This window comes from Nonomuraea dietziae, from assembly GCF_014195505.1.
Classification (GTDB): domain Bacteria; phylum Actinomycetota; class Actinomycetes; order Streptosporangiales; family Streptosporangiaceae; genus Nonomuraea; species Nonomuraea roseola.
Window position 1 is genome coordinate 4,952,890 of sequence record NZ_JACIBV010000001.1, and the last position, 22,333, is coordinate 4,975,222.

Genomic DNA, 22,333 nt, shown 5'->3' on the forward strand with positions numbered 1-22,333 from the left:
TCAGCCTCCAAAACGCTCGGTCCTGATCCGCGCGGAGTCGTGACCGACGTCGAGCAGCAGGTCGGCGGCGGCCTCGACGAAGCCGGTCGGCCCGCACACGAACACGTCGGGTCCGGGGCCCGGCAGGTCGTCCTTGGTGATCCTGCGGTGCGGCGCGAGCCTGGTGTGGACCCAGGTGATGGTCAGCCACGGGTCGGGCGCGTCCAGCTCGGCGGCGTAGTAGCGGCGGGCGGGCTCGCGCAGCGAGTAGACCAGGTGGAACGGCGTGTCGCCGCCCGCCAGCCGCCTGGCCCTGATCATGGCCATGAGCGGCACGATCCCCGAGCCGCCCGCCACGAGCAGCACGGGCGTCGTGACGGCGGGCCGCCACACGAACCAGCCGCCGACGGGCCCGCGCAGCTCGATCTCGTCGCCGACCGTCAGCTCGTCGACGAGGTACGACGAGACCTCACCGTCCGGCAGCCCCTCCACGGTCAGCTCGACGCCCTCGGGGGTGGCCAGGGAGTAGCTGCGCTGCGCCGTGTAGCCGTCGGGCGCGGTCAGCCGCACGTCCACGTGCTGACCTGCCAGGTGACCCGGCCAGTCGGGCACCTCGAAGACCAGCGTGCGCGCCGTGGGGCTCTCCTCGCGCGCGGCGGTCAGCCGCGCGCGCCGCCACCTAATCACCCTCGTAGCGCTGCTCGCGCCACGGGTCGCCGTAGTTGTGGTAGCCGGCGCTCTCCCAGAAGCCGGGCCAGTCCTCGTTCAGCAGCCTGATGCCGCGCACCCACTTGGCCGACTTCCAGAAGTAGAGGTGCGGCACGACCAGCCTGGCGGGGCCGCCGTGCTGGGGTTCCAGCTCCTCGCCGTCGAAGCGGTGACAGATCCACGCCTTGCCGTCGAGCAGGTCCTCCAGCGGCAGGTTGGTGGTGTAGCCGCCGTAGGAGTGGACGAGCGCGTACTCCGCCGCGGTCTCGACGTCCTCGAACAGCACGTCGAGCGAGACGCCCTGCCAGGTGGTGTCGAACTTGGACCACTTGGTCACGCAGTGGATGTCGGCCGTCGGGCTCTCCTGGGGCAGCGCCATGAGCTCCTGCCACGACCAGCGGTGGGTCTGCCCGGCCTCGGTGTCGATGGCGAACTCCCACCGGTCCTGCTCGATCCTGGGCGTGGGCCCGGCGGAGAGCACGGGAAAGTCGTGCACCTGGTACTGGCCTGGCGGCAGGCGGCCGTGGTCGTCCCGCGGCCTGCCGCGAAAGCCCCGCGAAATTATCCCCATGGGGCGATCCTGCCCGAACGGGGGTCAAGCGCATCGCATGGGGGTGCGAGATCTACCCGACGGCGTAGCCGGCGACCGAGGGCCAGCGGACGGTCATCACCACCGACTCCTCCTCGGCGACCCACGAGTGGTCCACCCCCACGCCCCACACGACGTAGTCGCCCTGCCGTTCGAGAACCACGCTGCGGCCGGGGAACTCCAGCCTGAACCTGCCGCTGATCAGCACGAGAAGGGCGGTGCGCTTCTCGCCGTGCACCCACTGGGCGCGCTCCTCGCCCTTGGGGTGGACGCCCCACTTGATCTCGACGTCCTGGCTGTGCCGTACGTCGTCCTCGGGCTTGAAGTGCCCCAGCAGCCAGCCCCGGTCGCCGAGGGCGTCGGCCTGCGCGTGGCCGACGTAGATGCTCTCCGTCACGATCGGTGACGTTAACACGCAGGTAGGCTGCGCGCGTGATTCGTACAGCAACCGTCCAGGACGTCCCCGAGATCATCGCCATGATCCGCGAGCTCGCCGACTACGAGAAGGCGCTGCACGAGGTGCGCGTCACCCAGGAGCAGCTCGAGAGCGCCCTCTTCGGGCCCAGCCCCGCCCTGCACGCCCTGATCGCCGAGCAGGACGGGCGTGTCGTGGGCTACACGCTCTGGTTCCTCAGCTTCTCCACCTGGCGCGGCACCCACGGCATCTACATGGAGGACCTCTACGTGCGCCCCGACGCCAGGGGCGGCGGCCACGGCAAGGCGCTGATGAAGGAGCTGGCCAGGATCTGCGTGGAGCGCGGCTACCACCGCCTGGAGTGGTCCGTCCTCGACTGGAACCAGCCCGCCATCGACTTCTACAAGTCGATCGGGGCGGTCCCGATGGACGAGTGGACCGTCTACCGGCTTACCGACGAGCCGCTGCGGAGGCTGCCCCAACAGGCCGGATAGGGTGGCCTGACGTGCGAGACATCACTGTTTTCAGCGGTAGCGCCCACCCTGAGCTGGCCGCGGAGATCTGCGCCCACCTCGGCACCCCCCTCCACCCCGTCCGCCTCCATCGCTTCGCCAACGACTGTTTGGAAGTCCAGCTGCAGGCCAACTGCCGCGAACGGGACGTCTTCCTCATCCAGCCGCTCGTCCCTCCCGTGCAGGAGCACCTGGTCGAGCTCCTGCTCATGATCGACGCGGCGCGCGGCGCGTCGGCCGCCCGCACCACGGTCGTCATGCCGCACTACGCCTACGCCCGCTCCGACAAGAAGGACGCACCTCGCATCTCCATCGGCGGCCGCCTGGTCGCCGACCTCCTGGTGGCCGCGGGCGCCGACAGGGTGCTGGCCATGACCCTGCACTCGCCGCAGGTGCACGGCTTCTTCAGCGTCCCCGTCGACCACCTGCACGCACTGCGTGAGCTGGCCGCCCACTTCCGCCGGTACGACCTGTCCAACACCGTCGTCGTCTCGCCCGACCTCGGCAACGCCAAGGAGGCCGCCGCCTTCGCCAGGCTCCTGGGCGCCGAGGTCGCCATGGGCGCCAAGCAGCGCCTGAGCGACGACAAGGTGACGATCAGCTCGGTGATCGGTGAGGTCAAGGGCAAGGACGTCATCGTCCTCGACGACGAGATCGCCAGGGGCACCACGGTCATCGAGCTCCTCGACAGGCTGCGCGAGCGCGAGGTCAACTCGATCAGGATCGCCTGCACCCACGGGCTGTTCTCGGCCGGGGCCGTGGAGCGGCTCACCGACCGCGACGACGTGCTGGAGATCGTCTGCACCAACACCGTCCCGATCCCCGAGCCCAAGCCCGACGCCAAGCTGCGCGTGCTGTCGGTGGCGCCCGCGCTGGCCGAGGCGATGCGCCGCATCCACGAGGGCGAGTCGGTCTCCGCCCTCTTCGGCTGACTTTCCCTCCTCACGCGACCACCGCGCGGGCCAGGCGGGCCAGCGCGGCGCTGATCTGGGACGGCGTCAGGCCCCGCTCCTCCCGCTGGTAGGTGTAGACGTCGGGGGCCAGGGGCGCCAGCAGGGTGTCGACCAGCGCGTCGGCGTCCCGCACGCCATCCAGCAGCGATCTGACGTGGACGCGCCAGAAGCCGTACGCGCCCGTCTCGAAGCGGGAGCGGCCCACCTCCGATCCGAGGATCAGGTGGGCGTGCTCCTCCAGCAGCTCCACCATCGCCGCGTAGAAGGCGGCCATGCGCTCGGAGGCGGGCGCCCCAGGTCCGAGCGGCGGCTCGCCGCGGATCAGCTTCTCCTGCAGCACGCGTTCGTGTTCGTCGAGCAGGGCCACGGCGATCGAGGCCCGGTCGGGGAAGCGGCGGTAGAGCGTGCCCCGCCCGACGCCCGCGGCCCTCGCGATGTCGTCCATGGTGACGTTCGGCGCGCCCTTGACCCTGAACAGTCCTGCGGCGGCCTCCAGGATCCTGGCGCGGTTGCGGGCGGCGTCGGCTCTCTCCATATGGACATGGTGTCCGCTTATCGGGTACCTTCGCAAGTGGACACCGTGTCCGCTTAGTGAGGAGCCTCCTGTGAACCTGTTGCACCTCGACGCCAGCGCCAGGCGTGCGTCCTTCTCCCGCGAGCTGTCCAGGATCTACGCCGACGCCTGGCGCGCCGCCAACCCCGACGGCGGCTACACCTACAGAGACCTGGCCGCCTCGCCCGTCCCCCACATCGACGAGGCCTGGACCGAGCTGTGCGACTACGTGCTCGCCCACGAGATCACCGAGATCGCGCGCTACCGCGAGGCGGTGCGCACCCCGGCGCAGGAGCGGGCATGGGCCGTCCTGGAGCCGCTGCTCGACGAGGTGGTCGCGGCCGACGTGATCCTCATCGGCACGCCGATGTACAACTACTCGATCCCCTCGTCGCTGAAGGCCTGGCTCGACCAGATCACCTTCCCGAAGATGTCGCTCAAGGGGCGCTCGTTCGTGGTGACCAGCGCGAGGGGCGGAGCGTACGGCCCCGGCACGCCCAAGGAGGCCGTGGACCACCAGGAGCGCTATCTGCGCGACTTCTTCCTCGGCCACTTCGCCGTGTCCGAGGTGAGCTTCGTCCACGCCGAGCTGGTGAACTCGCTGATCGATCCCGGGCTCGCGCACCTGCGTGAGCGGCACCTGGAGTCGGTCGCCAGGGCGCGGAAGGAGGCGGGACGGTGAACTGGGTCTATCTCGCTCTCGCCGGCCTGGTCGAGGTGGCCTGGTCGCAGAGCATCAAGCCGACGCAGAACTTCACCAGACCCGTGCCGACGGCGATCTCCCTGGTGCTGATGGCGGCGGCGGTGTGGCTGCTGTCCAAGGCGATGGACACCCTGCCCGTCGGCACCGCGTACGCCGTCTTCACCGGCATCGGCGCGGTGGGCGCGATCACGCTGGGCATCGTGCTCAACGACGACCCCGTCACTGTGGGGCGGATGGCCGCGTTGTCGCTGATCGTGGGCGGCGTGGTCCTGGCCAGGGTCACCGCCTGACCACCCGAAGGGCGGCATTTGCGGCTGATGAGTAGGATCGCGGACGTGGCTGAAATCAGGGAGCTGTATCTGACTGCGGCGGCCTCGGCGGTGGCCCTGCTTCGCGACCAGGCGGTGGCGGCGGCCTGGGCCAAGCCCAGCGCGCTCACCGAGTTCAGCGTGGCGGGCCTGGCCGGCCACCTGGCTCAGCAGATCTTCAGAGTCGACCTCGCCCTGGACGCGGAGCCGAACGGCTCCGTCATCCCGCTCAGGGAGCACTACGCCCGCTCCGCCTGGGTCACGGCCGGCCTCGGGCACGAGTCGAACGTCAGCATCAGGCGCGGCGGCGAGGACGCGGCGGCGGAGGGGCCAGGCTCGCTGGTGGCCCTCGCCCAGGCCGGCCTCGACAAGCTCACGGTCGCCCTGCGGGCCGAGCCTGCCGACAGGGTGCTCGGGCTGCCGTGGGCGCAGTGGTCGCTGACGCTCGACGACTTCCTGCTCACCAGGCTCATGGAGCTCGTCGTCCACTCCGACGACCTGGCCGCCAGCGTGGGCATCCCGACGCCCGAGCTACCGCAGGACGTCATCGACCCGGTGGTCGACCTGCTGGCGCGCCTTGCCGTCCACCGGCACGGGCCGACGGCGGTGATCCGCGCGCTGAGCAGGACCGAGCGCGCGCCCGCGACGATCAGCGCCTTCTGAGCCCGCCGGAGGCCGATCAGGCGGAGGCCGAGTTCAGCAGGCGCATGGCCTCGGTCACGTCCTGAGCCGACGGCGCGGTGGCGGGATCGAGCAGCCACTGCGCCAGCAGTCCGGTGAGCATCGCCTGGTAGAAGGAGCCGAGCACGCGCGCCCGCTCGGGCTCTGCCTCGGGGTCGATCTCGCTGAAGATCTCCGCGAGCCCGAGCCGCGCGGCCCGCACGCCCGCGGCGAGGTGCTCGCGCATCTCCGGCAGGTGGTCGATCTGCCCCAGGATCTCGAACTGCGTCGCCCACAGCGGCCTCAGCTGCTCGAAGGTGTCGATGACCCGCTTCCACGCCGCCTCGAAGCGCTCCATGGGGCTCGCCTCGGGATCGAGGTCGCCCTTCAGCGCGATCTCCAGGGAGTCGCCCCACTCCTTCATCGACTCGAACAGCGCCTCGTTGAGCAGCGCCTCCTTCGACCCGAAGTGGTAGCCGATCCCCGCCAGGCTGACCCCTGAGGCGTTGGCGATGTCGCGTGCGGTGGTGCGCGTGTATCCCTTCTCGACCAGGCAGCGCTTGGCGCCCTTGAGCAGGTCTTCGCGATTTCCTCCCATCGTCCCAACCTAGCACAGTTGTCTAAGACGTTCATCCAAACCGTGGACGAGCGCCGCCAGCCCCAGCTCGAAAGCGGCCATGGCCCGCGCGGGCGGCGCGTCCTTCAACGCCCCCGAGAGCAGGGGGAGCTCCTGCGAGGAAGGATCGATCATGACACCGGGCGCGGCCAGGTCGAGCGCGGAGCCGATCGCGAACGACTCGATCGCGGTGAACACCGTGACCACCTGATCGCTCGGCCATCCCGCCCGCTCCAGCAGCGCCACCGCGCGCTCGTACATCGCCAGCGTGGCGGGCGACCTGATCGTGGTCGTGGACAGCAGCTTCGCGGTGTTGGGATGGCGGGCGAAGGCGGCCAGGTACGACCTGGCCCATACGGCGAGCGCCTCCTGCCACGGCTCCCCGTCCAGCGCGTCCACGTCCATCTCGGCCACGACCAGGTCGCGCACGCCCTCGACGATCTCCTCGCGGCCCGAGACGTGGTTGTAGAGCGAAGCGGCCTGCACGCCGAGCCTCCTGGCCAGCCGCGTCACGGTCAGCGCCTCGGAACCGTCCTCGTCCACCAGCGCCAGAGCAGCGGCGAAGATGCCCTCCCTGCTCAGGATCGGCCGCCGCGGTCTTCCCATCACGTGCCCCCTTCGAGTACCGTCCCACCAACAAACTAACGCCTTTAGTTTCGGAGCCGGCCATGTCTCTGTCACGCAATGCCATCGGCACCGCTGACCTGGTCTTCTTCGTCGTGGCCGCGGCCGCTCCCCTCACCGTCATGGCAGGGGTGGCGCCGCTGGCGATCGGCATCGGCGGCGTCGCCGCTCCGCTCGGCTACCTGCTGTCGGGCGTGGTCGTCGGTCTGTTCGCGGCCGGGTTCACGGCGATGAGCGGGCACGTGCGCAACGCGGGAGCCTTCTACGCCTACATCGGCAGGGGCCTGGGCAAGGCGACGGGCCTCGGCTCGGCCTACGTCGCGGTCATCTCCTACAACCTCATCGGCATCGGGCTGATGGCCGCCTTCGGGGTGTTCGCCGCTTCGACGATGGCCGACGTCTTCGGGCTCGACGTGCCATGGCAGGCCTGGACGCTCCTGTGCGTGGCGGCCGTGGGCGTGCTCGGCTACCTGAAGATCACGCTCAGCGCCAAGGTGCTGGGCGTGGCGCTCGCGCTCGAAGTGCTCATCCTGCTGGTCTTCGAGGTGTCGGTGCTGGTCAGCGGCGCGGAGCTGTCGCTCAGCCCGTTCAACCCCGCCGAGCTGTTCTCGGGCGGCGCGGGCGGCATGTTCGTGCTGTCGATCGGCGCGTTCATCGGCTTCGAGGCGACCGCGATCTACGCCGAGGAGGCCAGAGACCCGCAGCGGACGGTTCCGAAGGCGACCTACGCCGCCGTCGCCTTCCTCGCGCTCTTCTACACCTTCACCGTGTGGATGATCATCAACGCCTACGGTGCGGACAGGGCCGTCGAGGTGGCCAACGGCGAAGGCGGCGCGGACATGGTCTTCACCGCCACCGCCTCCTTCGCGGGCAGGTGGGCGGCGGACGCGATGCACCTGCTGATCGTGACGAGCTGCTTCGCCGCCGCCCTGGCCTTCCACAACGCCTCCACCCGATACTTCTACGCCCTCGGCCGCGAGGGCGTGCTGCCCAGGCCGCTCGCCAGAATCTCGGCGCACAACGGCTCGCCGTACGTCGCGGTGATCACACAGGTCGTGGTCTCGGTGCTCATCATCGTGGCGGGCATCGTCGCGGGCTCCGACCCCTACACCGTGATCTTCCTGTGGACGAACGGCACCGGCATCATCGGGGTCATGGTCCTGCAGGCGCTGGCCGCGCTGTCGGTGGTGGCCTTCTTCAGGAAGGACCGCCGAGGCTTCGGCGCAGGACGCGTGCTCGTCGCGCCCTTCTCCGCCTTCGTCCTCCTCGCGGTGATCATCGTGCTCGTGGTGACCAACTTCGAGCTCATCACCGGGGCGACGGGCACCGTGAACGCCCTGCTCATCCTGCCCGTCCCCGTCGTCTTCGCGCTCGGCGCGCTGCTCGCCCTGCGCATCCGGCGACACGACCCCGCCCGTTACGCCCGACTCACCACGGAGGAAGCCACCCGTGCCTGACCTGCACTTCACCAACGGCACCGTCTGGACGGGCACGGAGACGGCCACCTCGCTGGCCGTCTCCGGCGGAAGGATCGTCTCGCGACCCTCCCCCGGCGCCACCGTGGTGGACCTGCAGGGCGGCCTGCTCATGCCGTCCTTCGGCGACGGGCACGCGCACCCGATGTTCGGCGGCCTCGAGGCGCAGGGTCCGCAGATCAAGGGCCTGACCACGGTGGCGGAGATCGTCGCGGAGGTGGGGCGCTACGCCGCGGAGCACCCGTCGCTGGAGTGGATCGTCGGAGGCAGCTACGACCCCTCCCTCGCCCCCTTCGGCGAGTTCGACGCGCGCTGGCTGGACGAGGCGGTCGCCGACAGGCCCGTGGTGCTGCGCGCCTACGACTACCACACCGTCTGGTGCAACACCGCGGCGCTGGAGCGGGCGGGGATCGGCCCCTCGACGCCCGATCCCCGGCTGGGCTGGATCCTGCGCAGGCCCGACGGCAGCCCGCTCGGCACGCTCAGGGAGTGGCACGCCTGTGACCTCGTGCTGGACCTGGTGCCCGCCAAGTCCATGGACGAGCTGGTCGAAGGGCTGGCCGAGGCGGGCAGGACCATGGCCGCCGCGGGCATCACCTGGGTGCAGGACGCCTGGGTCGAGCCGTCCATGGTGGAGGCGTACCTGGAAGCCGCCAGGCGCGGCGCGCTGCGCTTCCGCGCCAACCTCGCCTTCCGCGCCGACCCCGACACCTGGACGGCACAGCGCCCCGCCTTCTCCTCCCTGCGCGAGACCGTCAAGCGCGCAGGGGAGGCCCTCGTCACCGCGAACACCGTCAAGTTCTTCGCCGACGGCGTCATCGAGGGCGGCACCGCGGCCATGCTGGAGCCGTACGTGGACGTGCCGCACTCCTGCGGCATGCCCGTCTGGGAGCCCGCCGCGCTGGCCGAGGCCGTGGCCGCGTTCGACGCCGACAGCTTCCAGGTGCACATCCACGCGATCGGCGACGGCGGGATCAGGGCCGCGCTGGACGCCGTCGAGAGGGCGGCACGGGAGAACCCCGCGTGGGACCGCCGACCCGTTATCGCGCACACCCAGCTCGTCGACCCCGCCGACCTGCCGCGCTTCGCCCAGCTCGGCGTGATCGCCAACTTCGAGCCGCTGTGGGCGCAGCTCGACCCGCTGCAGACCGAGCTGACCGTGCCCAGGCTCGGCCCCTCACGCGCGGACCTGCAGTACCCGATGCGGACCCTGCGCGAGCTCGGCGTCGCGCTGTCGTTCGGCAGCGACTGGCCCGTCAGCTCGCACGAACCGCTGCTCGGCATCCAGATCGCGACGACCAGGCAGACCCTGGACGGCGCGGGCGAGGCGTGGACACCGGACGAACGGCTCTCGGTCGAGGACGCGCTCGCGGCCTACACCTCGGGAGTCGCCTACCAGGCCTTCGCCGAGGCCGACCGCGGAGCCCTGGACACCGGCAAGGCGGCCGACCTGGTGTGGCTGTCGGCCGACCCGCGCGCCGAGTACCCGCTGCGGCTCAGGCACATCAAGGTGCTCGGCACCTGGCTGGCGGGAGAGCGCACCTTCTGAGCGGCGGGGTCAGAGGATCCGGTCGGTGCGGTGGCGGTCGAGCGCCCTGCCGTACCGGCGGGAGACCTCCGGCATGATCGACTCACCGTCGGCGGCGCGCGGCAGCCCGAAGACGTATCCGGGAAAGTCGAGCTCGCGCTGCACCTCCCAGATCCGTTCGTGCCGGTCGGGAGGGAACAGCTCGGCCGGGTCGCCCACGGCCACCCAGCCGATCGGCACGGTCGTGTCCTCCGGCACGTCGGTGCGCAGGTGGACGACGGCGTTGACCCGCACCTCCGCCCTGGCGCCGATCCGCGCGCCGTTGAACACCCTGCTCCCCGTCGCGAGGAAGGCGTCGTCACCGACCGCGCATCCGGTGAGATAGGCGCCGGGACCCACCAGGACGTGCCTGCCGAGTGTGAGCGGGTCCTGCCGGGTGCCGCGCAGCACCGCGTTCTCCATGACGATGCAGCCCTCGCCCAGCTCCACGGGGCCGCCCTCCGCGGTGAGAACCGCGCCGAACAGCACCCTGCAGCCGGGACCCACCCGGACGTCACCGCAGAGTGTGGCGGTCGGGGCGACGTAGGCCGTGGGATCGACGGCCGGGCTCAGACCCTGGTGTTCGAGCAGCATGCCTCCATCATGCGGACGGCCAGATCAGCATGTCCACGTAGACGAGGTTGACGACGACGTGGATGAGGATGATCACCCAGATGTTGCGGTAGCGGGCCCACAGACAGCCCTGCATCAGGCCGAACAGGCCCTGCGCGGCGACCACCGAGGCCAGGCCGATGCCGATCGCGTCGGGCCTGATGTGGCTGACGTGCATCGCGGCGAACAACAGCGAGGTGACGAGGATGCCGGGCCAGGTGCCGTACAGGGCTTCCAGGCGGGTCTGCAGCCACCCCCTGTAGAAGATCTCCTCCAGCACGCTGGCGGTGAGCAGGGTGATCAGGGAGCCCACCGCGAGCGTGACGGGGTCGGGCAGCTGCTGGGTGAGCGGTGGCGAGAGCGGGCTGACCTCTGCCAGCAGGAACCAGGTCAGGACGGCGGGCAGCGGCGCCAGCCAGGTCACCGGCGCGGGCATGGACCTGGCGGCGGGGCCGCCCTTCCTCAGCAGCCTGAACCCCACCAGCGGCACCACCAGCAGGATGGCGACCTTGACCACGGGGTAGAGCAGGCCGCGTCCCACGAGCAGGACGGCGAGGGGGAAGACGAGCGCCGCGGCCACCAGCATCCGGCTCTCCGTGACCAGCCTGGGCCTCGGCAGCTCGGCCAGGGGCTGGGGCGGCGGCACGCGCGGCGGAACCAGGCGAGCCAGGATGATCGCGGCGAGCGGCGGCAGCAGCGTGGCCCAGAGGGTGACCCCCGCGGCGCCCGGATCGGCCGACATCCGGATCTCGGTGTTGCCGGTGAGGATCAGCGTCGCGTAGGCGACGACGAACGCCGCCAGGCCCACCCCCGTCATGATGGCGCTTCTGGACATGATGTTCATGATTGCCGGGCTTTCGCCCGCTTTCCTCCTGCGGGGGGACCAGGCGGATGTCATCCCTTGGATTTACTCGATCATGCCTATCTTCCGGTGGTCCCTGGCCACCGCCCTCCGGCTCGCCGGAGGGCGATCTCGTGTGGGACCGAGCTCCTGGCCGCGCGGGTCTCAGCGCACGACGGCCTCGTCCGCCGCCATCGTGTCCGCGTAGTAGCAGGCGGCCTGCGCCTCGGGTACGGCAGGCAGCACCTCCAGCAGCTCCGACCTGCACCGGGAGTCGACCCCTGCCAGGGCCGCCGCGCCCGAGGCCAGCACCTGGCAGCGGGCGTGGAAGCGGCAGCCGCCGGGGATGCGAGTCGGGTCCGGTGGCTCGCCGCTCAGCACCACCCGCTCGGGCGACTCGGGCAGCACCGACAGCAGCGCCTGCGTGTAGGGATGCTTCGGCTCCTTCAGCACCTCCTCGACGGGCCCCGACTCGACGATCCTGCCGAGGTACATCACCGCCACCCTGTCGGCGATGTTCCAGGCCAGGCCTAGGTCGTGGGTGACGACCAGGGCCGACAGGCCGAGCTCCTCGCGCAGCTTCAGCAGCAGGGCCAGGATCTCGCCCCTGACGCTGGCGTCGAGCGAGGCAACCGGCTCGTCGGCGACGAGCATGCGCGGGTTGAGCGCGAGCGCGCCGGCGATGACCACGCGCTGGCGCTGCCCTCCGGACAGCTCGTGCGGGTAGCGCAGGAAGAAGCGCTCGGGAGGCCTGAGCCCCGCCCTGGACAGCGCCTCGGCGACGACCTGTTCCTCGTTGGCCATGCCGTGGATGCGCGGCCCCTCGGCGACCGCCTCGTAGACGGTGTGCCTGGGGTTCAGCGAACCCGTGGGGTCCTGGAGGACGAGCTGGGCTTCGCGGCGGTAGGCCTTGAGCGCCTTGCTGGTGTAGGTCAGGGGCTGCCCGCCGTACAGGACGGTGCCGCTGGTGGGGCGCTCCAGGCCGAGCAGGGTGCGCGCGAGCGTGGTCTTGCCGCAGCCGGACTCGCCGACCAGGGCCACGATCTCGCCCTCGCCCACGGCCAGGTTGACGCCGTCGACGGCTCGGGCGCGCCTGCCCCTGGAGGAGAACTCCACGTGCAGGTCGCGCGCTTGCAGGAGGGGGGTGCTCATGAGGTCTCCTTGGCGCGCTCGTCACGGGCGGCGGTCTCCAGCGAGGCCGCCGCGACCACCTCGCCCCTGCCCTGCCCGCGCTCACTGTCCGGGGAGGGCGCGGCCGGATCATCGCCGCCGGTCTCCGCGTCGGGTGAGGCGAGCTCGTCCGCGCCGGTCTCGGTGGCGGGCGAGCCGAGCTCGTCCGCGCCTGCCTTGAGGTCGGGGCGGACGTGCACGCAGGCGGCGGTGTGCGGTCCCTCGCCCTCGCGTCCCGCGGGCCACAGCTCGACGTCCAGCGACGAGCAGAGGTCCAGGGCGACGGGGCAGCGCGGATGGAACGAGCAGCCCGAGGGCAGGTCCATCGGGTCGGGCGGGTCCCCTCCGAGCCCCTTGGGCGCCATCCTGGAGACCGGGTCGCCGACCGTCGGGAAGGCCGCGGCCAGGGCGCCGCTGTAGGGGTGCCTGGCGGCGTGGAACACCTCGTGCGAGGGGCCGTTCTCGACCACCCTGCCCGCGTACATGACGGCCAGCCTGTCGCACATGTCCGCCAGGACCGACAGATCATGAGAAATCATGATCAGGGAGATGCCGTGCGAGGCGATCAGGTCCTTGATCAGGCTGAGGACCTGCGCCTGGACCATCACGTCGAGCGCGGTCGTCGGCTCGTCGGCGATGATCAGGCGGGGCGAGCAGGCCAGCGCCATCGCGATCATCACCCGCTGCCGCTGCCCTCCTGACAGCTCGTGCGGATAGCTGCGCGAGCGCCAGGCGGGCAGTCCCACCTGCTCCAGCAGTTCGGCCACGCGGGTGCGCGCCTGCGCGGGCTGGGCCAGGCCGTGCACGAGCAGCGGCTCGGCGATCTGCTCGCCGATGCGGCGCACGGGGTTGAGGCCGTGCTGGGCGCCCTGGAAGACGATGGAGGCCTCGGCCCAGCGCACCGCGCGCAGCCGTCCCCACTTCATGGCCAGGATGTCCTCGCCGTCGAGCACGATCCTGCCCTCGACGCGGGCGTCGCGGGGTAGCAGCCGCAGCAGCGCCATGGCCAGCGTCGACTTGCCCGAGCCCGACTCCCCCGCGATGCCGAGGGCCTCGCCAGGATCCAGCGTCAGCGAGACGTCGCGGACGGCCGGCACCTCGCCCGAGGCGATGGTGTACGTCACCGAGACGTCTTCGAGCGACAAGAGGTTCATCGGCTGACTCCCCGAAGGCGTGGGTTGAGCACGGCCTCCATCGCCCGTCCGCACAGCGTGAACGCCAGCACGACCGCGACGATGCAGAGACCGGGCGCGAGGATGTACCACCAGGCCCCGGCCGTGGCCGCGCCCCAGTCGTAGGACCCGCGCAGCAACTGGCCCCACGACGCCTGACCGGAGTCGGCGCCGAGGAAGGCGAGCGTCGACTCGGCGACGATCGCGCTGGCCACCTGCAGGGTGGTGTTGGCGAGCACCAGCGGCGCGACGTTCGGCAGCACGTGCCTGGTCATCACGTGCCAGTGCCCCGCGCCGAGGGCCTTGGACCTCTCGATGTACGGCCTGGCCTCGACCGCGAGAGTCTGGGCCCTGATCAGCCTGGCCGTGGAGGCCCACGAGGTGATGCCGATCGCCAGGATGATCGTCGAGGTGCTGCCGCCGAGGATCGCCGAGAGCACCAGCGCGAGCACCAGGGAGGGCAGCACCAGGAACCAGTCGGTGATCCGCATCAGCGTGGCGGAGGCCCATCCTCTGAAGTGCCCCGCCGCGATGCCGACGACGGTGCCGATCACCATGCTGAGCAGAGCGGACAGGAACCCGATGAGCAGCGAGACGCGCGAGCCCCACAGGATCATCAGCAGGATCGAGCGGCCCGACTCGTCGGTGCCCAGCAGGAACTCCAGGCTGGGCGGGGCCATCTTGTCGCCGGTCGCCTTCGTGACGTCCATGCCGGTCCTGTCGGTGATCAGCGGAGTGATCACCGCGAGCACGACGAAGACCAGCAGGACGACGGCGCCGACCACGCCCGCGCGCTGGCGGCGGTACTGCTGCCAGAACCTGGCGAGCGCGGAGCGCCTGCGCGCCCACGTCACGGCGCTCATGCCGACCTCACCCTCGGGTCAAGGACGTGGTAGGCCACGTCGGCCAGCGTGTTCATGATGATCACCGCGACGCAGACGACCATGAACGTGCCCTGCATGACCGCGAAGTCAGGGCCCTTGATCGCCTCGTAGAACAGCAGGCCGAGGCCCGGCCAGGAGTAGACGGTCTCGACGGAGACCGCGCCGCCGACCACGAAGCCGATGTGGATGAAGACGAGCGTCACGGTGGGCAGCAGGGCGTTGGGGATGGCGTGGCGTCGCCGGACCATGTCGTCGCGCAGGCCCTTGGCGCGCGCGGTCGTCACATAGTCCTGGCCGATCTCGTCCAGCAGCGACGAGCGCATGACCAGCAGGTACTGCGCGTAGACCACCGCCACCAGGGTGAGGCAGGGCAGCACCATGTGGTGGGCGACGTCGAGCACGTAGCCGAAGCCGTCGGGCGCGTCGACGCTCTCCATGCCCCTGGTCGGGAAGAGCCCGGGGATCGGGCCGATGCCCGCGCCCAGCACCATGAGGAGCAGCAGTCCGAGCCAGAAGGTGGGCACCGACCACAGCACGAGCGAGACGCCGGTGGAGAAGCGGTCGAGGCGGCCGCCGTGGTGCCATGCGGCGCGGGTGCCCTGCCACAGGCCGAGGCTGACCGCGATGAACAGGCCGACGCCCGTGAGCAGCAGCGTGGGGCCGACGCGCTCGCCGATGAGGTCGGTGACAGGGCGCTTGTACTCGTAGGAGGTGCCGAGGTCGAACTGCAGCGTCCTCAGCACGAAGTCGGCGAACTGCTGCATGAGCGGCTTGTCCAGGCCCATCTGCCTGCGCAGCAGTTCGATCTGGTCGGGACTGAGCGGCACGTCACGTGTGTAGGCGATCACCGGGTCGCCGGGGATCAGGCGGAACAGGAAGAACGTCGCGACGATGACCATGCCGATGCTGAGCAGCGCCCCGCCGAGCTTGGTGAGGGCGTAGCGGAGCGTGCCCCGGTAGGCGGGCCGGTCCTCGCCGGGGCCCGCCGCCGTCTGGACGGCGGCGGGCTCGGTTTCGAGCGGAGTGGCCATTATTCGCGTTCGTCCGAGGTGGTCTTACGCCGCCTGGACAGGAGGAAACCACCGACACCGAGCACGACGACCGCGGCCGCCGCGATGCCGATGATCATGCCAGTGTTGGAGCCGCCACCCTCGGCCGAGGCGCCGGTGGCGACGGCGGGGGCGTCCAGGGTGATCATCGGGTAGCCGCTGGCGCCGCCGTACAGGATGCCCTCGCCCTGCTTGCCCGCCGGGATCGGGGTGATGCTGGTGATCCGGTCCTTGCGGTACAGCTCGAGGTTGTTCGGGTAGTAGATCGCGATGACCGGCGCGTCAGTGTAGAGGCGCTGCTGCATCTGCTTGATCATGTCGGCGCGCTTGGTGGCGTCGAGCTCCTTGAGCTGCGACTGGTAGAGGTCCTCGTACTGCTTGTCGCAGTAGAAGGACTCGGTGCCGCCGCCCTCGCCCGTCGGGGTCGGCCTGCGGCTGCACAGGTGCGTGGCCAGAACCTCTTCGGGGTCGGGGTTGACCGACCAGCCGCTGATCGCGATGTCGAACAGCGCGGTGCTCCCGGTCTCCTCGGTGAACTTGTTGGAGTCGAGCTTGCGCGTGGTCAGCGTGATGCCGATCTCCTTGAACCACCCGGTGAGGAACTGGGCCAGCTTGTCCTCGGTGGGGGTGTCGGTGTGGATGCTGAAGCGCATCTCGAGCTTCCGCTTGCCGTCAGGCATGGTGCGGACGCCGTCGTCGCCCTTCTTGTACCCGGCCTCGTCGAGGATCTGGTTGGCCTTGGCGAGGTCGAAGGAGATCTTGTCCGCGCCGGTGGCCTCCCAGAAGAAGTCGGTGTACATCGGCGGCACGATCGAGCCGTTGGCCGGGACCGCCAGGCCGTTCTGGACCTGGTCGACGAGGGCCTGCTTGTCGATCGCGTGGTGGATGGCCTGGCGGACCTTGGGGTCCTTCAGCGCCGGGTGGCCGTCACCGATCTCCTTGTCGTCGGAGGTGGTGGCGCCGTGGTTGATCTGCAGGTACGCGGCGCGGCGGCCGGGGGTGTTCCACTGCACGATGTTCGGGTCGCCCGCGCCCGCCTCGAACTGCGGCGCGGCCAGGCGGCCGATCAGGTCGATGTCGCCCTTCTTCAGGCCCGCGATGGCGGCCTCGGGGTTCTCGTAGAAGATGACCTGAAGCTCGTCGATCTTGGGCTTGCCCTGCCAGTAGTCAGGGTTGGCCTTGAGCTTGACGTAGTTGTCCTTCTTGTGCTCGATCGGGATGTAGGCGCCGTTGGTGACCGCAGGGTAGGTCTCGTTCTCGAACGTAGCCATGTCGCCGACCTTCTCCCAGATGTGCTTGGGCACGATCGGGATCGGGTTCGACAGCATCGACGCCTGCGGCGCCTTGGTCTTGATCACCAGAGTGCGGTCGTCCGTCGCGGTGACCGTCTCGAAGTTCTCCACGGCGGGACCGTTGCCGGTCTTGGCCGCGTCATCCGTCATGATCTTGTTGAACGTCCAGGCCGCGTCGTGCGCGGTGACCGGCTGACCGTCCGACCACTTGGCCTGCCGGATCTTGAAGGTCCAGGTCAGCCCGTCGTCCGACGACTCCCAGGACTCGGCCAGGTCGGGGCCAGGCTTCAGCGTCTTGGGGTCGGGCGCGGTGAGGAACATGTACGTCCATCGCTGGAGCTGGCCCGCGATCAGCCGTACCGCCAGGAACGGGTTCATCGAGTCGACCGACTGGATCGAGCCGATCCTGACGGTCTTCTTGCCCGTCGTAGCAGGGTCAGCGGCCTGGGCGGCGGTGACGGGTGCCGCCAGGACTAGAGCCACCCCGAGCGCCGTCAGGCGCGCGAGCCATTTACCCATTGTTGGTTGCCTCACTCTCAGGCAGGGGGAGACCTGTTAATAGAGAAAGGCACACCATCCCAACATCGCGTGTCAACGAGTGGCGGAAAATTGTTTCACTCTCGTTTCCATCCGCGATGTTATTTTTCACCCCTCTTCGGAAACGTGACCGTCCTTCACCCGCAACCTGCGATCTACCTGCACGGCTTCCAGCATCCTGCGGTCGTGTGTGACGAGCAGCAGCGTGCCGGAGTAGTGGGCCAGCGCCGACTCCAGCTGCTCGATCGCGGCCAGGTCGAGATGGTTGGTCGGCTCGTCGAGCACGAGCAGGTTGACCCCCTTGGCCTGCAGCAGCGCGAGGCCCGCCCGGGTCCGCTCGCCCGGCGAGAGCGTGGCGGCCGGCCGCAGCACGTGGTCGGCCCTCAGCCCGAACTTCGCCAGCAGCGTGCGCGCCTCGGCCTCGACCAGGCCTGACGCCTCACCGAAGACGCCGAGCAGCGGCTCCTCGCCCTCGAACCGCCTGCGCGCCTGATCCACCTCGCCGACCACGACGCCAGGGCCGAGCGCGGCGTGGCCCTCGTCGAGCGGCACCTTGCCGAGCATCGCGGCCAGCAGCGTCGTCTTGCCCGAGCCGTTCGCACCGGTGATCGCCACGCGCTCCGCCCAGCCGACCTCCAGGTCGACGGGGCCGAGGGTGAAGGACCCACGCCTGACCACCGCTTCACGCATCGTGGCCACGACGGCGCCCGCGCGTGGAGCGGCCGCGATCTCCATGCGCAGCTCCCACTCCTTGCGCGGCTCCTCGACCACCTCCATCCGCTCGATCAGCTTCTCGGTCTGGCGGGGCTTGGCGGCCTGCTTCTCCGTCGTCTCGACGCGGGCGTTACGCCCGATCTTGTCGTTGTCCTTCTGCTTCCTGCGGGCGTTCTTGACGCCCTTCTCCATCCACGCGCGCTGCGTGCGGGCGCGCAGCTCCAGGTCGGCGCGGGTGTCGGCGTACTCCTCGTAGCGCTCGCGGGCGTGCCTGCGGGCGACCTCGCGCTCCTCCAGGTAGGCCTGGTAGCCGCCGCCGAACAGGCGGACCTGCTGCTGCACCAGATCGAGCTCGAGGACGGCCGTAGCGGTCCTGGCCAGGAACTCGCGGTCGTGGCTGACGACCACGGTGCCGGCGCGCAGCCCCTTGACGAACGCCTCGAGCCGGTCGAGGCCATCGAGGTCGAGGTCGTTCGTGGGCTCGTCCAGCAGGAACAGGTCATAGCGGCTGAGCAGCAGCGACGCCAGGCCCGCACGGGCGGCCTGACCTCCCGACAGGGACGTCATCGCCTGGTCGAGGTCGATCATGAGGCCGAGGTCGGCGGCCACCTCCTCGGCGCGTTCCTCCAGGTCGGCGCCGCCGAGCGACAGCCAGCGCTCCAGCGCGAGGCTGTAGGCGTCGTCGGCCCCCTGCCGCGACTCGACGAGAGCCTGCGTCGCCTCGTCGAGGTCGCGCTGCGCGCCGGTGACCCCGGTACGGCGGGCGAGGAACTCCCTGACCGTCTCGCCCTGCCGCCGCTCGGGCTCCTGCGGCAGATAGCCGACGACGGCCGAGGGCGGGTTGAGGCGGACCGAGCCGCCCTCCGGCTGGTCGATGCCCGCGAGCATTCTCAGCAGGGTGGACTTCCCCGCTCCGTTGACGCCGACGAGGCCGATGACATCGGAGGGGGCGACGACCAGGTCGAGCTCGGAGAACAGGACTCGCCCCCCATGACCTGCGGCAAGACCTTTTCCAACAAGAGTTGCACTCATATCAACCGCTAGCGTAATCGCATGCCGCGCTCCCGCATCGCGATTTTCGCCGCCGTAACGATCATCCTGGGGCTGGCGACGAGGCCGCTGTCGAAGTACGCGGGGGACGCCTTCTACACGGTGCTGCTGTACTGGGTCGTGCTGTTCGTCGCGCCGAGGGCGAGGCCGGCGGTGGCGGCCCTGATCGCTCTGGCCGCGAGCTGGGCGATCGAGTTCGCCCAGCTGCTGGACCTGCCGAGGGTCCTGGCACCGGTGCTGGGCAGCACCTTCAACCCGCCTGACCTGTTCTGGTACGCCGTGGGCGCGGCGGGGGTCCTCGCCTTCGACCTCACCCTGCGAAGCAGGTCAGGGCGGAAGTCCCCGGCCGCGCCCTGAGGCGGCACGCGCGCGGTCAGGCCGCCTGCCCTACCCGGGAGAGCGCGGAGGCGAAGCGGACCACGCGGACGGCCTGGGCGCGCGCCGCCGCCAGCGTCTCCTCCCCGACGGGGATCGTGCCGTTCGCCGTGTGGTGCGAGACGCCGTAGGGGTTGGCGTGGACGGGGTCGGTGTAGCCGGGCGGCACGATGATCCCGCCGAAGTGGTGGAAGGTGTTGCCCAGCGCCAGCAGGGTCGACTCGTGCCCGCCGTGCGCGGTCGCGGTCGAGGTGAAGCCGCTGTAGACCTTGTCGGCCAGCAGCCCCTGGTACTGCAGCCCGCCGAGCGTGTCGATGAACTGCTTCACCTGCGAGGCCACGTTGCCGAACCGCGTCGGCGTCCCGAAGATCACCGCGTCGGCCCACACCATGTCGTCGGGCGTCGCCACGGGGATGTCCGAGGTCGCCGCGACGTTCTCCGCCCATCCGGGGACCGAGTCGATCGCCGCCTGCGGAGCCAGCTCGGCGACCCTGCGCAGCCGTACCGAGGCGCCCGCCGCCTCCGCGGCCGCGGCCATCTCCCTGGCGATGGCGGTGATGGTGCCGGTGGAGGAGTAGTAGATGACAGCGAGGTTGGTCATGTCGCACTCCCGAGTAGTTCAGTACTGGACTATTGAGGACGACAGTACATCGAGGTATTCCAGTGCGCAACTATTCAGCGTGATAGGTTTGAGGGCATGAGATGGCTGACCGAGGACGAGCAGAGCACCTGGCAGGCCTTCGGCATGGCCTCACGGCTGCTGGTCGACAGGCTCGACCGCGACATGCAGGCACAGGGGGGCATGCCGATCACCTACTACGAACTGCTGGTCCTGCTGTCCGGCGCGCCCGAGCGCACGGCGCGGATGAGCGATCTGGCCAAGTGGACCAACTCCAAGCCGAGCCGGATCTCCCATGCCGTCAACAAGCTGGAGGAGGCGGGATGGGTACGGCGTGAGCACTTCGCCGGCGACCGCAGGGGCTGGCTGGCGGTCCTCACCGACAAGGGGCAGGCGGCGCTGGAGGCGGCCGCCCCCGGGCACGTGGCGAGCGTGCGCGAACATCTCGTCGACCCGCTCACCCCGGAGCAGCTCACGCAGCTCGGCGACATCAGCAGGGTGCTGCTCAGCCATCTGACCCGGTAGAACGCGCGAAGGGCCGCGCATCTCCTGGATGCGCGGCCCTTCGCGAGACGGCGACGGTCAGTGGCAGCCGCCGGAGCCGCAGCACGAACCGCCCGCCTGCGCCAGCATGACCCTCTCGGTACGGCCTGCCAGCTCGTAGCCCGCCTCGGTGACGGCGGCCAGCACCAGCGCGTCGTCCAACGGCGCCGCGCTGGTCACGGTGACGGCCTTGCTCGCCAGGTCCACCTGCACCTCGCTGACCCCTGCCACCTTGCCGACCTCGGCGGTCACCGAGCTGACACAGTGGCCACAGGTCATACCCTCGACCTGGTACGTCGTGACGGTCATCAGTCTCTCCTCACAGCTCGGAAGCTCGTATCGCTCACTATATACCCCCCAGGGGTTTGTGTGGCGCGGTGAACGACGACGTCCGGGTCGCCGACTTCGACGGGCTCGTGCCGCCCGGCGCGTCCTCAGCCCGCCACGACCTCCGCGCGGGAGCCCGCGGCCCTCAGCAGGAGCAGGGCCGCGAGAGCGCCCGACGCGCCGAAGATCGCGATGGCGCCGCCGGCGCCCGCGAACTCGGCCACCACCCCCGCCACCACCATCGCCAGGCCCTGTACGGCCGTCAGGGTGGCCGCGACGACGCCGATCGCGCCACCTCGCTGCTCGTCGGGGACCAGGGCGACGAACTCGGCGTTGGCCACGACCTGGTAGGCGGTGAGCGCCCCGCACACCACGAGCAGCGCCAGCATCACCGGCAGCGGCGGCACGAGGGCCGCGCCCATGAGGGGCAGGAAGCTCGCCAGCGCCATCGGCCCGAGCAGGCGTGGTCGCGCCTGCGGCCTGACCCGCCTGGTCAGCACGAAAGTGCCGGCCACGTATCCGGCGGGGATGGCGGCCATGAGCAGACTCGACAGATCCTCGTCGAGGCCGATCTGCCTGCCGTACGGGACGGCCAGCGCCAGCGGCGTCATGGAGAAGGCCGCCAGCATCGCCAGCATGGCCAGCCAGCGCAGGCGGGGCCTGGCCGTGATCGTCCTGACCCTGTCGCGCAGGCGGGCCTTGGCGGCCCGCTCTGGCTCGGCGGGAGCGTACGCGCCCAGCCTGGCGACGATGAGCGCCGAGACGAGGAAGGTCGCGGCGTCGATGGCGAAGGCGAGCCTCGGCCCCGTCGCCACGACGACGAGGCCGCCCACCAGGAAGCCCGCGACATAGGTGAACTGGTTGGTGACGTGGTAGGCGGCGACCCCGACGGTGTAACGCTCCCCCGCCAGCATCTGCGGCAGGATGGCGGCCCGCGCCGCGCGGGCGGGCGATTCGAGCGCCTGGACGGCGAAGAGCAGCAGGTAGAGCACGACGAGCGGCATCGCGGGAATCGCGAGGAGAAGCACGAGAATCGCGCGCAGCAGGTCCGCTGAGACCATCACGTTTCTGCGCGGATATCGGTCGGCGAGAACGGCCAGCAGCGAGCCTCCCATAATCGCGGGGAGATAGCTGATGGCGTAGGAGAGCGCGGTCAGCCAGGCCGAGGACGTGCGCTGGTAGACGAGGATGACGACGGCCACCCTGGCCAGCTGGTCGCCCAGCTCGGAGATGACGGTGGCGCTCCAGAGGCGGCGATATTCCGCGACGGCGAAGACGTCGCGGAATCCCACGGACTGGTCGGTGCTCTCTGAGGGCTTCACCGTTCCGGCCATGGATCTTCGCCACCCGCGTCCATAGATCGCAAAACGGTTGCAACGTAACAAGATCCCCTGATGAGATCAAGGCTTGAAATACCGCAAACAATTTCAGATCATTACGAACGCGGCGTAGATCAATTTATCACCATAATGAGTGATAAATCCGA

The 22,333-nt window shown here is 70.1% G+C and carries 26 protein-coding genes; 9 read left to right on the forward strand and 17 right to left on the reverse strand.

What is annotated here, in order from left to right; genetic code table 11:
* The 3 genes from FHR33_RS23485 to FHR33_RS23495 are packed head-to-tail and all read right to left on the reverse strand — an operon-like array spanning position 1 to position 1,673.
* Entirely contained in the window at positions 1–666 is a 666-nt protein-coding gene (locus tag FHR33_RS23485; protein WP_183651553.1) for a ferredoxin reductase, read from the reverse strand.
* Entirely contained in the window at positions 659–1,258 is a 600-nt protein-coding gene (locus tag FHR33_RS23490; RefSeq protein ID WP_183651555.1) for a sulfite oxidase-like oxidoreductase, read from the reverse strand. Before FHR33_RS23490 ends, FHR33_RS23485 begins: the two co-directional genes overlap by 8 nt.
* 52 nt (positions 1,259–1,310) lie before the next feature.
* The gene (locus FHR33_RS23495) at positions 1,311–1,673 is read right to left on the reverse strand and encodes a cupin domain-containing protein (protein WP_183651558.1); all 363 of its coding nucleotides are present in this window, start codon (positions 1,671–1,673) and stop codon (positions 1,311–1,313) included.
* 35 nt (positions 1,674–1,708) lie between these two features.
* Between FHR33_RS23495 and FHR33_RS23500 the strand changes: the two genes are divergently transcribed.
* Both FHR33_RS23500 and FHR33_RS23505 read left to right on the forward strand, forming a co-directional pair.
* Complete coding sequence (locus tag FHR33_RS23500; protein ID WP_183651561.1) at positions 1,709–2,185, forward strand: GNAT family N-acetyltransferase; 477 nt, start codon at positions 1,709–1,711, stop codon at positions 2,183–2,185.
* Positions 2,186–2,196: 11 nt separating this feature from the next.
* Positions 2,197–3,135 carry a ribose-phosphate diphosphokinase gene (locus FHR33_RS23505; protein WP_183651564.1) on the forward strand — a complete coding sequence of 313 codons (939 nt, stop codon included), beginning with the start codon at positions 2,197–2,199 and terminating at the stop codon, positions 3,133–3,135.
* Positions 3,136–3,145: 10 nt separating this feature from the next.
* Here the strand turns inward: FHR33_RS23505 and FHR33_RS23510 are convergent, their stop codons facing one another.
* Positions 3,146–3,691, reverse strand: a complete 546-nt coding sequence (locus tag FHR33_RS23510; RefSeq protein ID WP_183651567.1) for a TetR/AcrR family transcriptional regulator — start codon at positions 3,689–3,691, stop codon at positions 3,146–3,148.
* A 70-nt stretch (positions 3,692–3,761) separates the two neighbouring features.
* Here FHR33_RS23510 and FHR33_RS23515 point away from each other — a divergent pair, with 70 nt between their 5' ends.
* Genes FHR33_RS23515 through FHR33_RS23525 form a run of 3 tightly spaced genes read left to right on the forward strand, consistent with a single transcriptional unit; the run spans position 3,762 to position 5,383 of the window.
* Complete coding sequence (locus tag FHR33_RS23515; RefSeq protein WP_312895688.1) at positions 3,762–4,391, forward strand: FMN-dependent NADH-azoreductase; 630 nt, start codon at positions 3,762–3,764, stop codon at positions 4,389–4,391.
* Positions 4,388–4,702 carry a DMT family transporter gene (locus FHR33_RS23520; RefSeq protein ID WP_183651573.1) on the forward strand — a complete coding sequence of 105 codons (315 nt, stop codon included), beginning with the start codon at positions 4,388–4,390 and terminating at the stop codon, positions 4,700–4,702. Before FHR33_RS23515 ends, FHR33_RS23520 begins: the two co-directional genes overlap by 4 nt.
* A gap of 45 nt (positions 4,703–4,747) precedes the next feature.
* On the forward strand, positions 4,748–5,383 hold the full coding sequence (locus tag FHR33_RS23525; protein WP_183651576.1) for a maleylpyruvate isomerase N-terminal domain-containing protein: 636 nt from the start codon (positions 4,748–4,750) through the stop codon (positions 5,381–5,383).
* A gap of 16 nt (positions 5,384–5,399) precedes the next feature.
* Here the strand turns inward: FHR33_RS23525 and FHR33_RS23530 are convergent, their stop codons facing one another.
* Both FHR33_RS23530 and FHR33_RS23535 read right to left on the reverse strand, forming a co-directional pair.
* The gene (locus FHR33_RS23530; protein ID WP_183651578.1) at positions 5,400–5,978 is read right to left on the reverse strand and encodes a TetR/AcrR family transcriptional regulator; all 579 of its coding nucleotides are present in this window, start codon (positions 5,976–5,978) and stop codon (positions 5,400–5,402) included.
* A gap of 9 nt (positions 5,979–5,987) precedes the next feature.
* Positions 5,988–6,602 (reverse strand): TetR/AcrR family transcriptional regulator C-terminal domain-containing protein, encoded by a 615-nt coding sequence (locus FHR33_RS23535; RefSeq protein ID WP_183651581.1) that lies wholly within the window; start codon positions 6,600–6,602, stop codon positions 5,988–5,990.
* Between the two features lie 62 nt (positions 6,603–6,664).
* Between FHR33_RS23535 and FHR33_RS23540 the strand changes: the two genes are divergently transcribed.
* Positions 6,665–8,077: an APC family permease gene (locus FHR33_RS23540; RefSeq protein WP_183651584.1), complete on the forward strand. Its 1,413-nt coding sequence runs from the start codon at positions 6,665–6,667 to the stop codon at positions 8,075–8,077.
* Positions 8,070–9,644: an amidohydrolase gene (locus FHR33_RS23545; RefSeq protein WP_312895689.1), complete on the forward strand. Its 1,575-nt coding sequence runs from the start codon at positions 8,070–8,072 to the stop codon at positions 9,642–9,644. The genes FHR33_RS23540 and FHR33_RS23545 overlap by 8 nt, the downstream gene beginning before the upstream one ends.
* Positions 9,645–9,653: 9 nt before the next feature.
* Here the strand turns inward: FHR33_RS23545 and FHR33_RS23550 are convergent, their stop codons facing one another.
* The 8 genes from FHR33_RS23550 to FHR33_RS23585 all read right to left on the reverse strand — a co-directional run bounded on the left by FHR33_RS23550 (position 9,654) and on the right by FHR33_RS23585 (position 18,965).
* Positions 9,654–10,256, reverse strand: a complete 603-nt coding sequence (locus FHR33_RS23550; RefSeq protein ID WP_183651587.1) for a gamma carbonic anhydrase family protein — start codon at positions 10,254–10,256, stop codon at positions 9,654–9,656.
* A gap of 7 nt (positions 10,257–10,263) precedes the next feature.
* Positions 10,264–11,109 (reverse strand): CPBP family intramembrane glutamic endopeptidase, encoded by an 846-nt coding sequence (locus tag FHR33_RS23555; RefSeq protein WP_183651590.1) that lies wholly within the window; start codon positions 11,107–11,109, stop codon positions 10,264–10,266.
* Positions 11,110–11,280: 171 nt separating this feature from the next.
* A complete protein-coding gene (locus FHR33_RS23560; RefSeq protein WP_183651593.1) occupies positions 11,281–12,267 on the reverse strand; it encodes an ABC transporter ATP-binding protein in 987 nt (328 codons plus the stop codon).
* A complete protein-coding gene (locus tag FHR33_RS23565) occupies positions 12,264–13,439 on the reverse strand; it encodes an ABC transporter ATP-binding protein (RefSeq protein WP_221241213.1) in 1,176 nt (391 codons plus the stop codon). The genes FHR33_RS23560 and FHR33_RS23565 overlap by 4 nt, the downstream gene beginning before the upstream one ends.
* Entirely contained in the window at positions 13,436–14,320 is an 885-nt protein-coding gene (locus FHR33_RS23570; protein WP_183651596.1) for an ABC transporter permease, read from the reverse strand. Before FHR33_RS23570 ends, FHR33_RS23565 begins: the two co-directional genes overlap by 4 nt.
* A complete protein-coding gene (locus FHR33_RS23575; protein WP_376773292.1) occupies positions 14,317–15,375 on the reverse strand; it encodes an ABC transporter permease in 1,059 nt (352 codons plus the stop codon). Before FHR33_RS23575 ends, FHR33_RS23570 begins: the two co-directional genes overlap by 4 nt.
* The gene (locus FHR33_RS23580; protein WP_183651602.1) at positions 15,372–17,201 is read right to left on the reverse strand and encodes an ABC transporter substrate-binding protein; all 1,830 of its coding nucleotides are present in this window, start codon (positions 17,199–17,201) and stop codon (positions 15,372–15,374) included. Before FHR33_RS23580 ends, FHR33_RS23575 begins: the two co-directional genes overlap by 4 nt.
* A 126-nt stretch (positions 17,202–17,327) precedes the next feature.
* On the reverse strand, positions 17,328–18,965 hold the full coding sequence (locus FHR33_RS23585) for an ABC-F family ATP-binding cassette domain-containing protein (RefSeq protein ID WP_183651604.1): 1,638 nt from the start codon (positions 18,963–18,965) through the stop codon (positions 17,328–17,330).
* Between the two features lie 21 nt (positions 18,966–18,986).
* Here FHR33_RS23585 and FHR33_RS23590 point away from each other — a divergent pair, with 21 nt between their 5' ends.
* Entirely contained in the window at positions 18,987–19,340 is a 354-nt protein-coding gene (locus FHR33_RS23590) for a DUF2809 domain-containing protein (RefSeq protein ID WP_183651606.1), read from the forward strand.
* 16 nt (positions 19,341–19,356) lie between these two features.
* On the opposite strand, the gene wrbA is transcribed toward FHR33_RS23590, so the two are convergent.
* Entirely contained in the window at positions 19,357–19,959 is a 603-nt protein-coding gene (gene wrbA / locus FHR33_RS23595) for an NAD(P)H:quinone oxidoreductase (protein WP_183651608.1), read from the reverse strand.
* A gap of 96 nt (positions 19,960–20,055) precedes the next feature.
* On the opposite strand from wrbA, the gene FHR33_RS23600 reads away from it, so the two are divergent.
* Positions 20,056–20,502: a MarR family winged helix-turn-helix transcriptional regulator gene (locus FHR33_RS23600; RefSeq protein WP_183651610.1), complete on the forward strand. Its 447-nt coding sequence runs from the start codon at positions 20,056–20,058 to the stop codon at positions 20,500–20,502.
* A 57-nt stretch (positions 20,503–20,559) separates the two neighbouring features.
* Here FHR33_RS23600 and FHR33_RS23605 read toward each other — a convergent pair whose 3' ends face one another.
* Positions 20,560–20,829, reverse strand: a complete 270-nt coding sequence (locus tag FHR33_RS23605) for a heavy-metal-associated domain-containing protein (protein WP_183651612.1) — start codon at positions 20,827–20,829, stop codon at positions 20,560–20,562.
* A gap of 125 nt (positions 20,830–20,954) precedes the next feature.
* The gene (locus FHR33_RS23610) at positions 20,955–22,181 is read right to left on the reverse strand and encodes an MFS transporter (protein WP_183651615.1); all 1,227 of its coding nucleotides are present in this window, start codon (positions 22,179–22,181) and stop codon (positions 20,955–20,957) included.
* Positions 22,182–22,333: the final 152 nt, after the last annotated feature.